Annotated in this window: 17 protein-coding genes; 5 read left to right on the forward strand and 12 right to left on the reverse strand. The window is 48.3% G+C overall.

What is annotated here, in order from left to right:
* Nucleotides 1-257 precede the first annotated feature (257 nt).
* The 5 genes from NYE45_RS25215 to yyaC all read right to left on the reverse strand — a co-directional run bounded on the left by NYE45_RS25215 (nt 258) and on the right by yyaC (nt 6,758).
* A complete protein-coding gene (locus tag NYE45_RS25215; protein ID WP_340014454.1) occupies nt 258-2,843 on the reverse strand; it encodes an O-antigen ligase family protein in 2,586 nt (861 codons plus the stop codon).
* Between the two features lie 187 nt (nt 2,844-3,030).
* The gene (locus NYE45_RS25220; RefSeq protein ID WP_340014455.1) at nt 3,031-4,272 is read right to left on the reverse strand and encodes an SAM-dependent methyltransferase; all 1,242 of its coding nucleotides are present in this window, start codon (nt 4,270-4,272) and stop codon (nt 3,031-3,033) included.
* A gap of 96 nt (nt 4,273-4,368) precedes the next feature.
* On the reverse strand, nt 4,369-5,073 hold the full coding sequence (locus tag NYE45_RS25225) for a DUF6483 family protein (protein WP_340014456.1): 705 nt from the start codon (nt 5,071-5,073) through the stop codon (nt 4,369-4,371).
* 275 nt (nt 5,074-5,348) lie between these two features.
* The gene (locus tag NYE45_RS25230) at nt 5,349-6,140 is read right to left on the reverse strand and encodes an alpha/beta hydrolase (RefSeq protein ID WP_340014457.1); all 792 of its coding nucleotides are present in this window, start codon (nt 6,138-6,140) and stop codon (nt 5,349-5,351) included.
* A 60-nt stretch (nt 6,141-6,200) separates the two neighbouring features.
* Nucleotides 6,201-6,758: a spore protease YyaC gene (gene yyaC / locus NYE45_RS25235; protein WP_340014458.1), complete on the reverse strand. Its 558-nt coding sequence runs from the start codon at nt 6,756-6,758 to the stop codon at nt 6,201-6,203.
* A gap of 158 nt (nt 6,759-6,916) precedes the next feature.
* On the opposite strand from yyaC, the gene NYE45_RS25240 reads away from it, so the two are divergent.
* Complete coding sequence (locus tag NYE45_RS25240; protein ID WP_017692283.1) at nt 6,917-7,141, forward strand: DUF1128 domain-containing protein; 225 nt, start codon at nt 6,917-6,919, stop codon at nt 7,139-7,141.
* 65 nt (nt 7,142-7,206) lie between these two features.
* On the opposite strand, the gene NYE45_RS25245 is transcribed toward NYE45_RS25240, so the two are convergent.
* Nucleotides 7,207-7,932: a pirin family protein gene (locus tag NYE45_RS25245; protein WP_076333561.1), complete on the reverse strand. Its 726-nt coding sequence runs from the start codon at nt 7,930-7,932 to the stop codon at nt 7,207-7,209.
* A gap of 139 nt (nt 7,933-8,071) precedes the next feature.
* Entirely contained in the window at nt 8,072-9,091 is a 1,020-nt protein-coding gene (locus NYE45_RS25250) for an asparaginase (RefSeq protein ID WP_062836473.1), read from the reverse strand.
* Between the two features lie 178 nt (nt 9,092-9,269).
* On the opposite strand from NYE45_RS25250, the gene NYE45_RS25255 reads away from it, so the two are divergent.
* The 4 genes from NYE45_RS25255 (at nt 9,270) to NYE45_RS25270 (ending at nt 11,284) form a co-directional block, all read left to right on the forward strand.
* Nucleotides 9,270-9,971 (forward strand): phosphatase PAP2 family protein, encoded by a 702-nt coding sequence (locus tag NYE45_RS25255; protein WP_340014459.1) that lies wholly within the window; start codon nt 9,270-9,272, stop codon nt 9,969-9,971.
* Between the two features lie 134 nt (nt 9,972-10,105).
* A complete protein-coding gene (locus tag NYE45_RS25260; RefSeq protein WP_017692278.1) occupies nt 10,106-10,363 on the forward strand; it encodes a GlsB/YeaQ/YmgE family stress response membrane protein in 258 nt (85 codons plus the stop codon).
* Nucleotides 10,364-10,427: 64 nt separating this feature from the next.
* The gene (locus NYE45_RS25265; RefSeq protein WP_036606997.1) at nt 10,428-10,835 is read left to right on the forward strand and encodes a YtxH domain-containing protein; all 408 of its coding nucleotides are present in this window, start codon (nt 10,428-10,430) and stop codon (nt 10,833-10,835) included.
* 83 nt (nt 10,836-10,918) lie between these two features.
* Nucleotides 10,919-11,284 carry a DUF5665 domain-containing protein gene (locus NYE45_RS25270; RefSeq protein WP_340014460.1) on the forward strand — a complete coding sequence of 122 codons (366 nt, stop codon included), beginning with the start codon at nt 10,919-10,921 and terminating at the stop codon, nt 11,282-11,284.
* Between the two features lie 19 nt (nt 11,285-11,303).
* Here NYE45_RS25270 and NYE45_RS25275 read toward each other — a convergent pair whose 3' ends face one another.
* The 5 genes from NYE45_RS25275 to NYE45_RS25295 form a co-directional block, all read right to left on the reverse strand.
* Nucleotides 11,304-12,335 carry a magnesium transporter CorA family protein gene (locus NYE45_RS25275; protein WP_340014461.1) on the reverse strand — a complete coding sequence of 344 codons (1,032 nt, stop codon included), beginning with the start codon at nt 12,333-12,335 and terminating at the stop codon, nt 11,304-11,306.
* A gap of 132 nt (nt 12,336-12,467) precedes the next feature.
* Nucleotides 12,468-13,241, reverse strand: coding sequence for a sigma-70 family RNA polymerase sigma factor (locus tag NYE45_RS25280; protein WP_169481484.1), 774 nt, complete (start codon nt 13,239-13,241; stop codon nt 12,468-12,470).
* Nucleotides 13,238-13,690, reverse strand: coding sequence for an anti-sigma B factor RsbW (rsbW, locus tag NYE45_RS25285; protein WP_062836469.1), 453 nt, complete (start codon nt 13,688-13,690; stop codon nt 13,238-13,240). The genes NYE45_RS25280 and rsbW overlap by 4 nt, the downstream gene beginning before the upstream one ends.
* 18 nt (nt 13,691-13,708) lie before the next feature.
* A complete protein-coding gene (locus NYE45_RS25290; RefSeq protein ID WP_017692272.1) occupies nt 13,709-14,047 on the reverse strand; it encodes an STAS domain-containing protein in 339 nt (112 codons plus the stop codon).
* A gap of 86 nt (nt 14,048-14,133) precedes the next feature.
* The gene (locus tag NYE45_RS25295; RefSeq protein WP_340014462.1) at nt 14,134-15,810 is read right to left on the reverse strand and encodes a response regulator; all 1,677 of its coding nucleotides are present in this window, start codon (nt 15,808-15,810) and stop codon (nt 14,134-14,136) included.
* Between the last annotated feature and the right edge of the window lies 1 nt (nt 15,811).

The following is a 15,811-nucleotide window of genomic DNA, read 5'->3' on the forward strand; positions in this document are numbered from 1 at the left end:
AAATCTAAGGAATCTGAGACACGTTATATCGGAATTTCTAGCCTTTTATAACATTTTTATTAGGGGATTTCGGGGAATAACGTGTCTGCTGTTCCTTACAGTTTAAAAGAGGAGCTAAAGGCCATATAAGACGTCCTATGTTCCTTAGAAAATCGTATACCCATCCGCTAGGAGCAGCCAGCTTGGAGTTCCAGACTTTTTAGACGCTGACATCCATCATCATATCGCTTGGGTAAGCGTCAAGATCCAGCCGTGATTCAAGGGCTCCGCTTGGTCAACTCTGGAGTAAACGGAAGAGAAGAAGCAGCGGCGGAAGCAAACCTGCGCAGGTTCTCTCCATAATCTTGAGCATGTTCTTCCAGTACAAAACGACGATCATTGCGAACGTTTCCTGCCTCCACTTCCTTAGCCAGCAGTTGATAACGTTCATACATCTGTACACCAGCGGCGGCAGTCTGTTGGGCTCGATCCGTGAATCCTGCCTCCCATTCCCGCCGCGCTGCCTTCTCCATCCAGTACAAAGCCGTGGATTGGCCGACGCTATCATACCGATTCAATGCGATCGCTTGTTCGAAATATTTTCCAGCCTGCTGTCCCTCTCCGAATTGGGCTGCCAAGCGTCCCAATTCGATGTACATCTGAGGGTGACCCGGGGAATGGGACAGGCTGTTCAGAAGGATTGATTCTGCTTCTCGTCCCGGGAGCGCTCGAGCAAGGGATATCACGATATCCGGTCGATTCGGGTTAGACTGAAGGGCTGCCAGAAGATGTACCTTCTGTGCTGGAGTGCCTTCCGGTTCAGACATCGCCTGGCGGTACTGCACTTCTGCTACTGCGTATCGGAAGGTCAGCCACACTGTTCCACCAAGCCAGAAAAGAATAATCATCACTGTCGATACCCTTATTACCCGAACAGTTACTCGCTGAAGAATATGAAAGAAGGAACGCATCGGGACAGTAGATGGACGGGATTGGTCCGGTAGGTATGGAAAGAAACGAGATCTGAATCTGGATTTGGATTTGGAGGAGGTGTATTCCGCAATTCCCTCGGATCGTTTGACTCCCTCTGCTTCCGTCTTCAATGCGTCTGCCCAAGCGCCGAACCAGATGAAAAACATCCAGAATAGTGTGAAGCTCCAGTCAAAGTCCATCGCCCCATGCAGGCCAAAAATAAGCACGGATGGCATGAGATGCGGTGCAAAGTCAAAGATGCTTCGAAGGGTGAGGAGAAACCACCCTGCGACAAGCAGGATGCCGATCAGGCCCGTGTCCAGGGCGAGATCGAGCAGGCCGTTGTGAACCTCGCCTCCAACATAAGGCGAGGATTGAATGGCGCGAAACATGTTGCGCCATGTGTCTCCCCCGTGGCCGAGCCATGCGGCCTCGGTCCACAGCTGGAGGGCGTCCCGCCACATCTGTAGGCGGGACACCCCAGTGCCGACACCTGCCGCGAGGCGATCGGCGGTGGAGGCCACGGCCATCAGTGCGGCGGCGGCTCCCGCCAGCACGATGGCCGTCAAGGTAGCGACGCGGGCCTTGGCGGCGTCGCTGTGCCAGAGGCGGCACAGCAGCAGCGTGCCGAGCAGCGCAGCTGCCCATGCCCCGGCCAGTGCCAGCAGGCCGGGCACAGGTGCAGGCGCCAGCTGGGCAGCAGCCAGCTGGCGGTACAGCCAGGCCGCGCACGCCAGTGGCGCGGCCGTGGCCAGCAGCAGCGGCAGGCGGGCACCGCGCCGCTGCAAAGCGAAGGCGGCGACCGCGGCACAGCCGGTCGCCAGCCAAGCGCCGCGCGACTCGCTCAGCAGGAGCGCCGCTTGCGCGGGCATGAGCGGCAGCACTGCCGCGATGAGTCGCCCGGCCGACACCGGCCGGGCTATGACTCGCGCGGCGGCTGTCAGCCGCTCCAATGCGTACATGCCGACAACGGCACCGTACGCATTAGGGTACTGCAATAATCCGCCGAGCCGTGCACCGGCGGAACTGATCTCGGGGTCAGCAGTCCGCATCACCCCGAAGGGCAGCGGCAATACTCCGCACACGGCTAAGATGCCGCTTAACACAAGCAGGCCGCCTGCTACCTGCCAACCGCAGGCTAACCAGCGCGCACCATCCATGCGCGCAGCCAGTACTGCGGTGAGCAGAGTAAACATCGCAAGCAGGCTCCACCGTAGCATCTCATCCATGCTACCCTGTTTACTCACCGAGCCTGCCCATGCATGTAGCCCAAAACAAATCATCATCCCCAGCGGCCACAACACCCGCCACATTCCCGGAAATCGAAATATGTTCTCGACCATTCCTTCGATGTCACCTTGTCCCTGTCCCAATGACAAGGGTATTCGTTCACTCCCCTTCTTGTGACGAATACCTACAAGGAAAAGAAACAACATGATCAATATACATACTGCTGCGATCAGAAGGACAGGATACAGATCAGCCGAATAGTAAAGCCCCCGACTCAGACACCCTACGAGCAGCAAGACAATGGAGAGTATGCCCAACCCAACAGTCCATCCTGACCCTGAATAATGTTCACATCTCAATATCCGTGAAAAACGATCTGACCCCTCAGTTTGGATAACTCCATTTGATTGATATGTATCATCTTTTTTACATGTACCATCTTTGTTGTATGTAACTTCCCTACGATATGTACGATATGTACGATCTCTACTGTCTCTACCGTCCCTCCTGCCCCCATTACATAAGTCCCTGTTATCTACATGTTCTATACCATCTGCATGGTGAGACCTGTCAAACGCGTGTTTCATCCTTTCCTCATTCTCCGCATTCCCTTGTCTTCGTCTATCCCTTAAAACTCCCTGATCCATTGTCCTATTCTTCATCACCTTCCTCCCTCCTTCCACCGCTCCACATGCATAACAAAAAGACAGAAGATCCCGATAACGGGTCCTTCTGCCTGATATATATCTGACAGTTATGATGTTGCTTGTTATAAAGTATGTGCATTCAATTGAAGTTCACATTCAGAGACCCTAATTGCAGTATGTCCCTGTATTGTCATTGGCACACTCAGCAAAGGTCGCAATTTGCGGAATCCTGAACGGTTTCTTTGCTCGATTTCCCACCGGCCTGCTTGCCATCGCCAGGAAGCAAATCTGCACAAGCCCGCTCCAAATAGGGGTCAGCATGAATGAAATCACGGAAATCCGTATATTCGTTCCACATCTCCGTCACTTCGCCGGCCTGACCGCGAACAGCACGAATCAATATGTTTTTAGGCGTATTCTCCATATCGATGAATTCAAGCAATTGTGTCTTGTATCCCATCAGATCAAGCAACTTGGCACGAATCCCATCCGTAGCCAGTGCGGAGAAACGTTCCTTGAGGATGCCATGGGACAACAACGGATTCATCACGGAAGCCTCTACTTGGTCAAACAGTTCATGCTGACAGCAAGGAACAGATAGAATAACAGAAGCCCCCCAACGAACCGCCTTCTCCAAAGCAGCATCGGTAGCTGTATCACAGGCATGCAGCGTTACAACCATATCCACTTCGTTCAATTCATCGTAGTCCGCGATGTCTCCAACCAGAAACTTCAGATCGCCATAGTGCAATCGATTAGCCAGATCATTACAGTGTTCAATTACATCTGCCTTCAAGTCCAACCCAATAATCTTGAGCGAACGCCGTTGTTGTACAGACAGATAATGATATAACGCAAATGTCAGATAAGACTTACCACAACCAAAATCAACGATGGTCAGTGGACGTCCCTCCGGCAGATGCGGAATAACATCCTGCACCATTTCGAGGAAACGGTTGATCTGTCTGAACTTGTCATACTTGCGGGCGAGCACACGACCTTCTTCGTTCATAATACCAAGTTCAACGAGGAACGATACAGGTACGCCTTCTTCCAATACATATTGCTTCTTGCGGTTATGCGACAGATCCACCGCAGTCTTGGAAGCAGATTTGGTCAGAATGGATACTTTATATTTTTTGCTGATCAAAATTTGATAGTCTGCTTCGGTCGTACAGAGCAGGCCTTGACGAAACGTCTCTTCGCATAGCAAAGTCATGCGCTCAGCCGCTTCAGCCGGAGTCAAATTCTCGTGCAGCACTTTGTTATTATAATGAAATGCAAATTGATAATGCAGCTGATTCTTCAGTGTCACCGGCTTGACTTGCACTTTGGTATACGAGACATTGTCCCGTCTGCGCAGCTGGCTCCAGGTCGCTGTAATCAGCGAATTCTGTTCAAAGATGTCTTGTATAAGCTTTCGCAATGAATCCACGGGGTACATCTCACTTTCGGTTTGATTTGGTCAACCGTTACCATACCACAATTCCGTTCCCTCTCCAAGTAAAGGCAGGTAACAAGCCTTGATCCAATCCATATTTTATGAGTTCATCTCTTGACGATTTAGTTCAGCTAGTCCCTCTTCAACTTCGTTCCGTGGCAGACCGCCCTGCTCCAGTTGTTCGTCCGTAAGTTGGCTCAACCTTTCATAGAACGCCTGTACATCATCTCGGTAGCTCACCGGGAATTCACCACCAAGCTGTAGCAGCCTGTACCAACTGTTCTCTGCCTGGTCGTAGCGCCCTTGTTGTTCACGATACAGGGCAAGCTGTCTTTCGGTTCGAGCAGGAAGTTCATATTCTTTCGTAAGCCCCAGCACACCCTCCACCCGTTCCGGTGCGTCCAATAACTTGGGATTAGCGCCATGATTCAATGCATACAGGTAAAAATGAAGTGATCTCATCAATCGAATGAGGGCCTCATCCTCTGCGTCCATTCTCTCCTGATCCTCGATGCCTTCCACTCTGGCCTTTTCTTGATAAATATATGCCTCTTCTTCAATTAGCCTGGCGGCTTGCTGTAGATTGTCCACTTCAATCATTCCGCGAAAACGGAACATTTCAATAACATCCTCCGCTGGCAATGAGTTCAGTAGGGATAGATTTAATCCAAACTGCCTGCGCATCAGCTCATCCAGTTCGGACAATGCCTCGGTGTGCTTACGCTGCTGTTTGAGCGTGAACACTTTGCCAATTGCCTCTGTCATTTCCTCCATCATGCGGAGCAGATAATCTTTTCTGAACATGCTGTATGCCCCCTCATCATTCGACCCTGTACATCCAATCGTTCTCATAACGTCCCTTTATAGTTATTTTAATTCATGCCATGACAAAAAGCCAAAACAAGACGTGCGCGTCTAAGCTCTGGCCATGAACACACCAAACCCCTGCCTATCCGAAAGGGACGTTGCAGGGGCTCGACTGGAATGGAACTGGATACTCCTCCACAAGAGGGTAGGATCATCCAGAAACCAAACTATATTCTAAATTCTAATGAAATCGACATCAATCACTTCATCAATTACTTCGATAATCCAGCCATGAATTGTTTAATGACCTGAATTAACTCTTCAGGAGCTTCATACATGCTCATATGACCTGCACCAGCAATAACCGCTTGCACGATATGTGGCTTGTCACTTGTAAATGTGCGTTCTGGCGGGATAACAGCATCCTTCTCTCCAGCTACCAGCAATACAGGTAATGGTGTGGCTGACAACACATCACGGCGATCCGGGCGTTCTCGCATAGCAAGTGCAGCGCCAACAGCACCTTGAGGGGCTGTCTGGTAACCAATCTCCTTCACACGTGTGACTTGCTTAGATAACGACTCCACATGTTCCGGTGCGAATAGGCCAGGAACCAGTCCATCTACAAAATTCACGATACCTTCAGTTTGAATGGTGGAAACGGCGCGAAGGCGTTTCTCCTTGGCTTCTTCACTGTCCGGATAGGCTGTGGAATGAATCAGGCCAAATGCATTCAAACGCTCCGGGTGACGTTGTGCAATCGAGAGCGCAATATATCCCCCCATGGAGTGTCCCAGAAGGACCGCCTTATCCACATTCAGCTCATCCATCAGCTGTAATACATCGTTGCCCATCTGTTCGATCGTATAACTTCCTACAGGTGCATCTGTTTTTCCGTGTCCACGCAGATCAGGTACGATACAGCGATAGCTGCGTGCCAGCTCGGGTACGACCTCATCCCAATACGAGGAACTGCCACAGTATCCGTGGAGCAAAATGAGTGCTTCTCCCTTACCTTGTTCGGCATAACAAATCGTTGTTCCATCACACATCACTTTTTCCATATGAATCCCTCTCTCTGCGCGAATTAAATAATTCAGGTTGTATATTATTAAGCCTACGTATCATGAATGAAACGTTTGTCTCCATTTCCATGCTTCAATCGCGGCGTCTGCAATCGTTCGTGACATTCCCATAACCAAGTGAAGCGAGGTCATCTGCAATATGGAATAAGGCCTTGGTCCATTGGCATTAACCACAGCTGCTACACTGTATTGTCCGACAGGAGGCAACTTGCCCCCAACCGATTGAGCCGGAATGAGTGGGTTGTTCGAGAGATAGTATGTACTTACGGCATTCTTTGGACCCAGACACGCATCAATCGCTATGATGGCATGGTGTGCCGGAATATGTGCCAATTTCTTCTCCAGCGTATCTGCATCACAAGGGGAAAACAGCGTGCCAATCACGTTCTCCATTCCATTCTCTTGCAGTAAACTTCCTGTCAGTGGACCCAGAGCATCCCCGGTGGAACGATCGGTACCGATGCAGACAAACGTAATTTCATTTGGAGAATGAAGTTGAACGATGTTTTTGAAAAATAATACCAGATCCTCTGCAGGCACGCCTTTACGGACTTCTCTTCCTTGATGGCGAACCATTTCTCGCTTATACGCTGCCAAGCTGTATTCCCTCCAGTACACTCAGGTCTCCATTGATCCCTGTTGTTGTATCCATCATTGTAACCGATGCTTCGTTTCCCCGCAAAAGCATTGGCCTGAGCACTTCCAATCATGATACAATAACAAGAGTTTCCGATACGGAAGGGATGAACTTAACGATGGATTTAACACAAGCAACAGCAGCCAATATGGAATATATGATTGAAGCGATCAAAACCAAACTTCGGATGGCAAGCGGTGCCGCAATGCAAGCTTCGTCATTCCCACTTGAGAAATATGAAGATCTGTTTGACCTGTATGAAATGATTTTGAGCAAAGAACATCTCAGTATCTCTGAAGTGGAAGCTGTCGCTTCGGAACTGGGTAACCTTCGTAAATCCTAAGCCCAAAAAAGGACCTGTCTTCCACATCAACGTGGAAACAGGTCCTTTTTCACATGTTTATATGCTTAAGGTAGGTCAACCAGAACAAATTCGGCAGGTTCACTGCCTGTGCTCGTAATTTGCAGATCACAGCTTTTACGAATTCGCGCAGCATCCCCCGGCTTGAGGTTGAAGTTACCGTCCGAACAATGAATCTCCACATGTCCACTGATCAGGAAAAGATGAGTACGCCGATCTTCATGTTGCGGGTACATCAATTTCTTCCCGGACTCCAAATGGGACAGGTAACAGGTTACATCCTGGGAAATAGGCAATGCGCCCTCGGTTCCCTCGCCCTCTTGCCCTGATACAATCGGACATAGACGATTCAAATGCTCCTGCGGCTCTACTCTCCGATTCGTATAGGAAGGTTTCAGCATACGCTCCGATGGCAAAAACCACATCTGGAGAAAACGTACCGATTCATCCGCTGACGGGTTGGTCTCGGAATGTTCAACTCCCGTTCCCGCACTCATAACCTGGACCGTTCCCGGTTCAAGCAATTGTTCTGTTCCCATACTATCCGTGTGCTTGAGTGTGCCTGATATGACATAACTGACAAGTTCGAGATCATGATGTGGATGTTTCTTAAAGCCTTCTTGCGGCATCAGCGTGTTGTCATTATGAGCCAGCAGACAGCCAAAATGGGCGTTGCTCGGATCATCATAATCCGCAAACGAAAAGCTAAATTCACTGTGTATCCAACCTCGATCCGACGTGTGCCTTTCTTCCGATGTCACCACTTTAATCATGTTCATCCACCTCCAAGGGTTTAGAGCTGCCACATTACCGCGGCAGTCCATGCGTGTATATGAATTGTATAGATGAATACCAGTTGGTATGTCATCTTTACCCGGGGTCCGGCAACTCTAATCACGCCCCTTCTTAAGGTTATACGCTATCTTCAAGTGAGTGCAGAAGGAACTCACTATCTGCATGCCCCACAAGGGTACCCGCGTCATTTCGGATGTCCGAAGGGAATACTTCAGCCAATCGTGCAATGGTGCTCTCATTGGAATAACCAATCTGTTTCAGGATGGATTGGGTAATGAAGGCCCACTCTTCCTCAGAACCATCCAGTACCTTGAAGGTGATTCCCAGTCTTTCTTTTTTCAGACCAAATCCGAAGACCCCCTTGAATCCACCCTTCGCTACAATGTTATTGTCTTCGAGCAAAACTGAATCTACACGCTCCGTGCCACCTACCATCAACGGATATTCATTCATGGCCGATGTGATCGTCTCCACAGCTGTTCTTGTGGAAGGATCGGCGATAAGATCCGGACAAGCGAGCTTCAGATAGGCGTTCGACAGTGCCGATAACGGCAAAGAAAATACCGGAAAGCCGCAGCCATCCGTCCCAAGCTCAATCTCTTTTTCCTGAATGCCTGCCAGGTCGGCAAACGTTTCGAGAATTTCACGTTGCACCGGATGATCCGGCTCAGCGTAACTGCCCAGGTCCACCTGCTTCATCTGACTGTATCCCAGGATTCCCAGATGTTTGCCGGAACAGTTGTGCAAAATGCGACGTTTCTCCCCTTGTGCACGTAACCATTCATTGCGACTTTCTTCATTAAGCGGATAACTCGGCGCACAGATCAGGCATTCTTCTCCTAATCCGATTTTACCGGATAGCTGCTCCAGCACCCGAATATGTTCCGGTTCCGAACGGTGCGAAGAGGACATGATCGCAATCTCCTGTGCTGAGAGGCCGTAGTGGATGGCAATCCCTGCCCGAATTCCTGGAATAGCTTGAAAAGGTTTGGCAGATGAGCGAGTGAACGCTCGAAAATGAGGATCACCAGCCGAGTATACGATTCGACCATGCTCATCCGTAATACTTATGTGTCCGTAGTGGGCGCATTCCATAACGCCTGCACGGTATTCTTTAATTAACAAGGCACTCTCCATGCGAGTTCTCTCCTTTGTGCTCCCGAATTCATCTCTGCTTTGCGTCACGACGCCGCATGGGATATCTTAAATAGTATAGTACAAAAGCGACGTTTTTACAGTTTTTTCGACAGGTATTTCGGGTATAGCTTTATCAATCTACGTTCATCTACTACAACTACTGAAGGAGAAACTCACTATGCCGCGCAAAACATATTCACCAGCCTCATTCGGTTCAACTCCCGGCACGTTGTTACGTCCACTCCTCAACTGGGGTTTGGCTGGTCTGGCCCTCAGCGCTTCGGTCGTATTTATCCTGGCAGGTCTGGGTGCCTGGCTGGGTGCTGATGTTATTATTCGTCTGGATGATCAAATTCAGCAATTATTTTATCTGAATTCGGATTCACGTCTTCATCTATTCTCGTACACTGCATTCATAACCGCACTGGGCTCATTCAAAATCTCTGCTGTGGCTGCAGGTGGTTTTGCCCTTCTTTTCTTCATGCAACGCAGTCCAAGGTTTGTTATATATGGATATGCGATCTCGGGAAGTTTTGCCATGATGTGGATTCTGAACACGTTATTGAAGGAATTTTTCAGACGAAGCAGACCTGAACTGGATCATCTGCTGGTCGTTCACGGGTACAGCTTCCCTAGCGGACACGCCATGATCTCCATGGGCTTCTACGGCATGCTCTTTGTCATATGGGCCATTGAACGACAGCGGCATGCCACTACCGGTGTGTGGCTACCTGTTCTATGCGGGATCAGTTTTATTTTCTTCATCGGCCTCAGCCGCATCATGCTGGGTGTTCATTATCCTACGGATGTATTTACGGGATTTGCCGCTGGTTTGGCATGGATCTTCTGCATGATCAAAGGCATTAAACGAACCCATTAAAGAATGAATTCCTCCAATTTCCAGTTCATTCATCCTCATCTTTATTGTTTCACAGGGTTGCACGGCGTTTATATACGAAGTAAGCAAACGCGAACAGACAACATCCTACATCAAGTTTAAAGGAGGCGGTTGTTATGTGGGGCATCATTATCAGCATAGTGATGGCAGTCATCATCGGTTTGATCGGAGATGCACTTGCCGGTCACAACATGCCTGGAGGTATCATCGGTGCAATGATTGCCGGATTTGCCGGAGCCTGGCTGGGAGCACTTTTGCTTGGTAACTGGGGACCGGTTATCGGTAACTTTGCCATTATTCCTGCCATCATTGGTACAGCGCTCTTTGTTTTCTTGCTGGGGCTTGTGTCCAGACTGCTAAGACAGGCTGCCTGATTCGGGCAACAAGGTGTTCGTTGTTTCGTATTTGTTTCTTAATTTGAAGAAGGAGTGATTAGACATGAATAAAGCAGAAGAGCAATATCCTGTACAGACTGGTTCGACTTTCGCCAAAGGAATTTTCATCGGGGGTTTGCTGGGAGCAGCTGCAGCACTACTCTTTGCTCCTAAACCAGGACGTGAATTGCGTGGTGACCTTTCCGAGAAAGTGGGCATCGTTACTGACCGCACCAAAGAAGTGGCAACGGTTGTAGGTGATAAAGCCTCTGAACTGGCTAAAACGGTCTCTTCCAAAACTTCTGATATTGCGAAAACGGTAAATCAAGGCCGCAATGATGTAATGGACTCTGTGAGAAAAGCGTCCGCTGATGTGGCTAACGAAGCATCCCGTGCATCTGATGAAGTGGCTGCCGCTTCCGTGGAAGCGAAGGAAGATGCACGTAAAGAACTTAACTCGACTAGCCTGTAAGGCTATACAGATCGAGTGACCAATAGCCAGCTGCACTCCAGCTGGCTATTTTTTATCCAATGCGAGTTGAGGGGGAAGGAAACATGAGTAAAGTTACAATCAACGGCAATACTCCAATTACGGAAGGAACACCGCCGCAACAGTATGATACAAGCGAGCATCCTTTTGAATTGCGGCATGAGGTAAAGCGATTGAACACACGTCTGGACCAGATTGCGGATAGTCTGGAGAGAGCACAGATCAAGGATATTATTGAGAATTACAGCAGTCCGAAAAAGCGGATTATTACGAACTTTACAGCGGGTATGGCTCGAGGACTCGGTCTGACCGTAGGTACCTTTGTCGTTCTGGGTTTGCTGGCGTTCATTCTCAGTCAATTCGTCAATATGCCGATTGTGGGACAATATATCGCTGACTTGCTTGGTTATATTGAAGATTACAAAAACTAAAATGAATTAGCAGAGTAGGTCAAGTCTTACGCTTTCCCGTCGCTCCTCTACTCTGTCCTTCTTCGGCAGAAGACTGTGAGGGTTTTACTTTGAGCAGATCTCCTGTCCATCCTTTCATCATCAGCCATACATACATGCTGATCATGCTTAAGATAATGACGATAAGGACCAGCACAACTCCCCATGATTTGTCGATAAAGGGCAGGTTCTCAAAGTTCATTCCCCAGATCGCACCAGCTGCCGTGGCGGGTATGAACACAGCGGTGACAATGGTCAGCGTCTTCATAATCTCGTTCCCGCGTACACCAGAGATCGCATTATCAATGGAGATTAACGTATCGATCTCTTTCTCGTAGTGATTAAACAAACGTTCCATCCGCTCTACTCGATGTTGGAGCTGTTGGAAGTATCGATTTTCGTTGATTTCGCTGAGGTAAGCCTCATGGGCAGCAGCCATCAGTTCCGAGTAGGGAATAAACAGATTGCTCCAGTACAACAATTCAAATCGAGCGGCGAGAATCTGGTCCATCAAGGTGCGGGCATTGCGGGATTCCATCTTCCGTTCCAGATCACGCAGGTTCATCTCAAAATGATCCATCCCCACATGGTAGTAATGCAGTATAGCTCGAAAAAGTACAAACATCCCGTCCCTGGCCTCACTACATTGCTGTAACATATGGGCGCGTTCATCCGTCTTCATAATGCCTCGTGTATTGTCATCCATATTCAAGGTAACCAGGTTATTGCGATCGACATAGAAAAACATCTGATTATCCTGTCGTTTGTCGTCTCTCTCATTCTTGATCGCATACAACAAGGAGCCAAATATGACGGGCTCTGTACCCTTCACGAAACGGACAGACAAATAATTCGATTCGACTTCCGGAATTTTATGAAGCCAATACTCCATTTCCGGAAATGCCTCTGTCAGCTCCTCCAAAGCATCATTCATGTTGGCGGGGTCAGGTGCAACCCAATCCCACCATTGCCACTGGTCCGAGCAAGATAACTTGTCGCGGCGAGCTTCCAGCTTCATTTGATCCACAATCACATTATCCACTCCTGCACTTATGTTCGTTCATCGCATACCCATCTTTTCGATCCCAAAAAGGACACGTATGCATTTCAGTGCAATTACGTGTCCTTTTTTATGCCGTACTCAACAACATCAGGGATTCTTTTATCATAACATTGAAGCATTCGACATGATCTGTTTCAGCTTCTCTGTAGCTCGCTTCTGAATCCGCGATACACTCATCTGTGAAACACCAAGCTTCTGGGCAATTGCCCGCTGAGATTGGCCATCTTGGAATGCTAGAATAAGTACCTTCTGCTCTTGTTCCTTCAATTGTCCCAATGCCTGTTGCAAGTCCATCCGTTTTTCGACCGAATCGAAGTCATTCACATCTGCACTGATCAGCTCACCCAATGTCGCAGCACTGTCATCCTGAGATAACGGAGAATCCAGTGACACATAGTGATAACATTCCCGACCAGCCAGCACTTCAATCGTCTCTTCCGCGGTCAAATCAAGGTATTCAGCAATCTCGTTCACACCAGGTGAGCGCTCCAGCTTCACTGTTAACTCATCAATGGCATGTTGCACAAGTGCGCCCTTTTCCTTGATCCTCCGGGGCACCTGAATATACCAGGATTTATCTCGCAAATAGTTCTTCATATGACCGATCATGCTCTTCATGGCATAAGGTTCAAACGGAATACCCAGGTTGATATCGTATTGCTTAAGCAATCGAATCAATGCCATCTGCCCGGTCTGATACAAGTCTTCGTATAGATCGGGACGATTCCGAGCAATTTTACCTGCTGCCATCTTTACCATCGGTTCATATTTACGGATGAGAACTGTTGCAATTTCATTATCTTGGGTCTGCTGGTATTCCCAGATCAAACCAATAGCTTCAGACATGGACTCTGGGGGAGTCACTTTTTCATTCATACTTTCTCCTCACTTCTTGCAAGACGTTTTACGAGTACTACCTTCGTACCTTTGCCCGTCTCACTTTCCACACTGACATCGTCCATCAAGGCTTGCATCAGGTAGAACCCAAGTCCGCCAATCTGTGCTTCTGTCAGTTCTTTGTCGTGAAGACCGGCACGTGACACAGCGGGGTTCATATTTTCGAAGCTGGCACCTTCGTCTTTGACAGTAATGGACAGTGTTTCGCCGTCCACTTCAAATACGACTTCAACCATGCCGCCTTCGTGTGAGTAGGCATACAGTACAGAGTTGTTACAGGCTTCGGATACAGCCACTTTCATATCCTCAATGTCTTCATAAGAGAATCCCATTTTGGATGCTACTCCATAAAGATTGAGTCTTACAATATCAACGTAATCAGCTGTCGCCGGTAGATTAAGGGTGACTCTTTGAACTTCTGCATTCATTCCTTTTTCGATCCTTTCCTATTGGGAATTCTTCTGTGTGACAAAGAATTTGGCGATGCCCGTCATATCAAAAAGTTTCTGGATTTGCGCAGGAACTTCCTGTACTTCAAAACGAGCTTCCATTCCATGTCTTGCCTTCAGAACAGATAACAGGATACCAATCCCTGTACTATCGATATACTTCAATTCTTTCATGTTAATCAAAAGATCCTGTTCCTTGTTATCCACGAGCGGCTCCATTACCAAACGGAAGTCAGGAGCAACCGACAAATCCAGTTCGCCAGTCAGATACACCGTGCACACGCCGTCCTGTGTTTCAGTTCTTGCATTGAATTTTTCATTCTTATTTGTATTCATTAGACATCTCTCTCCTGATCAATGGTTTCCTTACCTAATAACCCAACTTCAGCACGCGTGAAACAAAAAGAAGTTTGGCAAATATTTCAATTGGCATGATTCATGGCAGATGGGCCTGAGTTTAACATTTGGCGTTGTTTTTGAAACTGGGCTATTTTCTGTTTTACATTACCCATCTTCACCGGTTTACTAATATAATCATCCATGCCTGCGGCAGTACAGCGTTGCTGAATGCCTTCCATAACATTAGCCGTCATCGCTATAATGATCGGCTGAGTAGACGGGGACAGGCTCTCTCGTATCCGCCGTGTGCACTCCAGACCGTCCATAACAGGCATCTGCAGATCCATGAACACATAGTCATAGGGATAACGGCTGCTCAGGACCATGTCCAGTGCGCTCTGTCCATCTTCAGCGATGTCCGAGAGCAACCCAAGCTTACTGAGCATAATCGCCATCAGCTTCTGGTTAATGGGATGGTCATCCACAATTAATACCGTGGGATATTTATTCTCATTCTTTACATCCGTCAGCTTCTCTTCCCCGTTCCTCTGAACCAGTTCCGTTTCCACATAACGTTTCGCCTGAATCGTAAATATAAACGTTGCTCCCCGTTGCTCCTTGGTGTCGAGATAGATCTGTCCACCCATCATTTCAACCAGCGTCTTGCAGATCGCCAAGCCAAGGCCTGTTCCGCCGTACTTCCGTGTCATGGATGTATCCAGTTGGGAAAACGGCTTGAACAGGCGATCAACTTTGTCTGACGCGATGCCTATTCCCGTGTCCTTAACAGCAAACTCCAACGCCATTTGTCCGTCCTTCTCCTCATTCACTGACACAATCAGATATACCCCGCCCTGGTCGGTAAATTTGATCGCATTAGCAATGAGATTCAAGAGAACCTGGCGTAGCCTTGCCATATCTCCGTAAATCAATTCAGGGACCGAATCTTCCAGGAAATAATCCAGTTCCAAATTCTTTTTGCCTGCTTCTGCCGCAAACAATCCCAGTACTTCCCGAATACAGGAGACAAGTTCAAAAGGATGCTCTTCAAGTTCCATTTTGCCGGATTCCATCTTGGTGAAGTCAAGAATGTCATTGATGACCGTGACGAGTGCATCCGCACTGCGACGAACGATGTCTGCGTATTCCTTCTGATCGTCCTTCAATTCCGTCTCCATCAGCAGATCCACCATGCCGATAACTCCGTTCATCGGTGTGCGAATCTCATGGCTCATCATCGCCAGAAATTCAGTCTTCGCATTGGCTGCAATTTCCGCTTCTTCCTTGGCCTGAATGAGTTGTTGGTTCATCTTCTCCAGTTCCTGTGTCTTCTGGTGAAGCAGCATGGTCTGTGTTTTCAATCGTTTATTGGTGATAAACATCTCCACAAAGCCCTCGATCTTCGATTTCAAAATCTGAGGAATAAATGGCTTAACCATGTAATCAATGGCCCCGGCCGAATATCCGGCAAACAAGTGCTCAGCCTCTCTGCTATTCGCAGAGATGAATATGATCGGCACATCCTTGGACTTGTCCCGTGCCTTAATTAACTTTGCTGTCTCAATTCCGTCCATTCCAGGCATCTGTACATCAAGTACGATAACCGCAAATTCGTCTTTTAGCAGACAGCGGAGTGCCTCTTCTCCAGAAGTTGCCTTAACGAGTTTATATTGTTCCGATTCCAGAACTGCTTCAAGAGCAAGCAAGTTCTCAGGGCGGTCATCTACCAATAATATATGGATTGGTTCATTGAGCCCCATG

The sequence above is a fragment of the Paenibacillus sp. FSL K6-1318 genome, from assembly GCF_037976905.1.
Classification (GTDB): Bacteria; Bacillota; Bacilli; order Paenibacillales; family Paenibacillaceae; genus Paenibacillus; species Paenibacillus amylolyticus_A.

What these genes read in the sequence shown, in the direction of transcription:
- NYE45_RS25245 (WP_076333561.1), bottom strand. Translation starts at nt 7,932, where the DNA reads ATGATTAAAGTGGTGACATCGGAAGAAAGGCACACGTCGGATCGAGGT.
- rsbW (WP_062836469.1), bottom strand. Translation starts at nt 13,690, where the DNA reads ATGAATGCAGAAGTTCAAAGAGTCACCCTTAATCTACCGGCGACAGCT.
- NYE45_RS25220 (WP_340014455.1), bottom strand. Translation starts at nt 4,272, where the DNA reads ATGTACCCCGTGGATTCATTGCGAAAGCTTATACAAGACATCTTTGAA.
- NYE45_RS25265 (WP_036606997.1), top strand. Translation starts at nt 10,428, where the DNA reads ATGAATAAAGCAGAAGAGCAATATCCTGTACAGACTGGTTCGACTTTC.
- NYE45_RS25215 (WP_340014454.1), bottom strand. Translation starts at nt 2,843, where the DNA reads ATGAAGAATAGGACAATGGATCAGGGAGTTTTAAGGGATAGACGAAGA.
- NYE45_RS25295 (WP_340014462.1), bottom strand. Translation starts at nt 15,810, where the DNA reads ATGGGGCTCAATGAACCAATCCATATATTATTGGTAGATGACCGCCCT.
- NYE45_RS25280 (WP_169481484.1), bottom strand. Translation starts at nt 13,241, where the DNA reads ATGAATGAAAAAGTGACTCCCCCAGAGTCCATGTCTGAAGCTATTGGT.
- NYE45_RS25250 (WP_062836473.1), bottom strand. Translation starts at nt 9,091, where the DNA reads ATGGAGAGTGCCTTGTTAATTAAAGAATACCGTGCAGGCGTTATGGAA.
- NYE45_RS25230 (WP_340014457.1), bottom strand. Translation starts at nt 6,140, where the DNA reads ATGGAAAAAGTGATGTGTGATGGAACAACGATTTGTTATGCCGAACAA.
- NYE45_RS25240 (WP_017692283.1), top strand. Translation starts at nt 6,917, where the DNA reads ATGGATTTAACACAAGCAACAGCAGCCAATATGGAATATATGATTGAA.
- NYE45_RS25260 (WP_017692278.1), top strand. Translation starts at nt 10,106, where the DNA reads ATGTGGGGCATCATTATCAGCATAGTGATGGCAGTCATCATCGGTTTG.
- NYE45_RS25290 (WP_017692272.1), bottom strand. Translation starts at nt 14,047, where the DNA reads ATGAATACAAATAAGAATGAAAAATTCAATGCAAGAACTGAAACACAG.
- NYE45_RS25270 (WP_340014460.1), top strand. Translation starts at nt 10,919, where the DNA reads ATGAGTAAAGTTACAATCAACGGCAATACTCCAATTACGGAAGGAACA.
- NYE45_RS25255 (WP_340014459.1), top strand. Translation starts at nt 9,270, where the DNA reads ATGCCGCGCAAAACATATTCACCAGCCTCATTCGGTTCAACTCCCGGC.
- NYE45_RS25225 (WP_340014456.1), bottom strand. Translation starts at nt 5,073, where the DNA reads ATGTTCAGAAAAGATTATCTGCTCCGCATGATGGAGGAAATGACAGAG.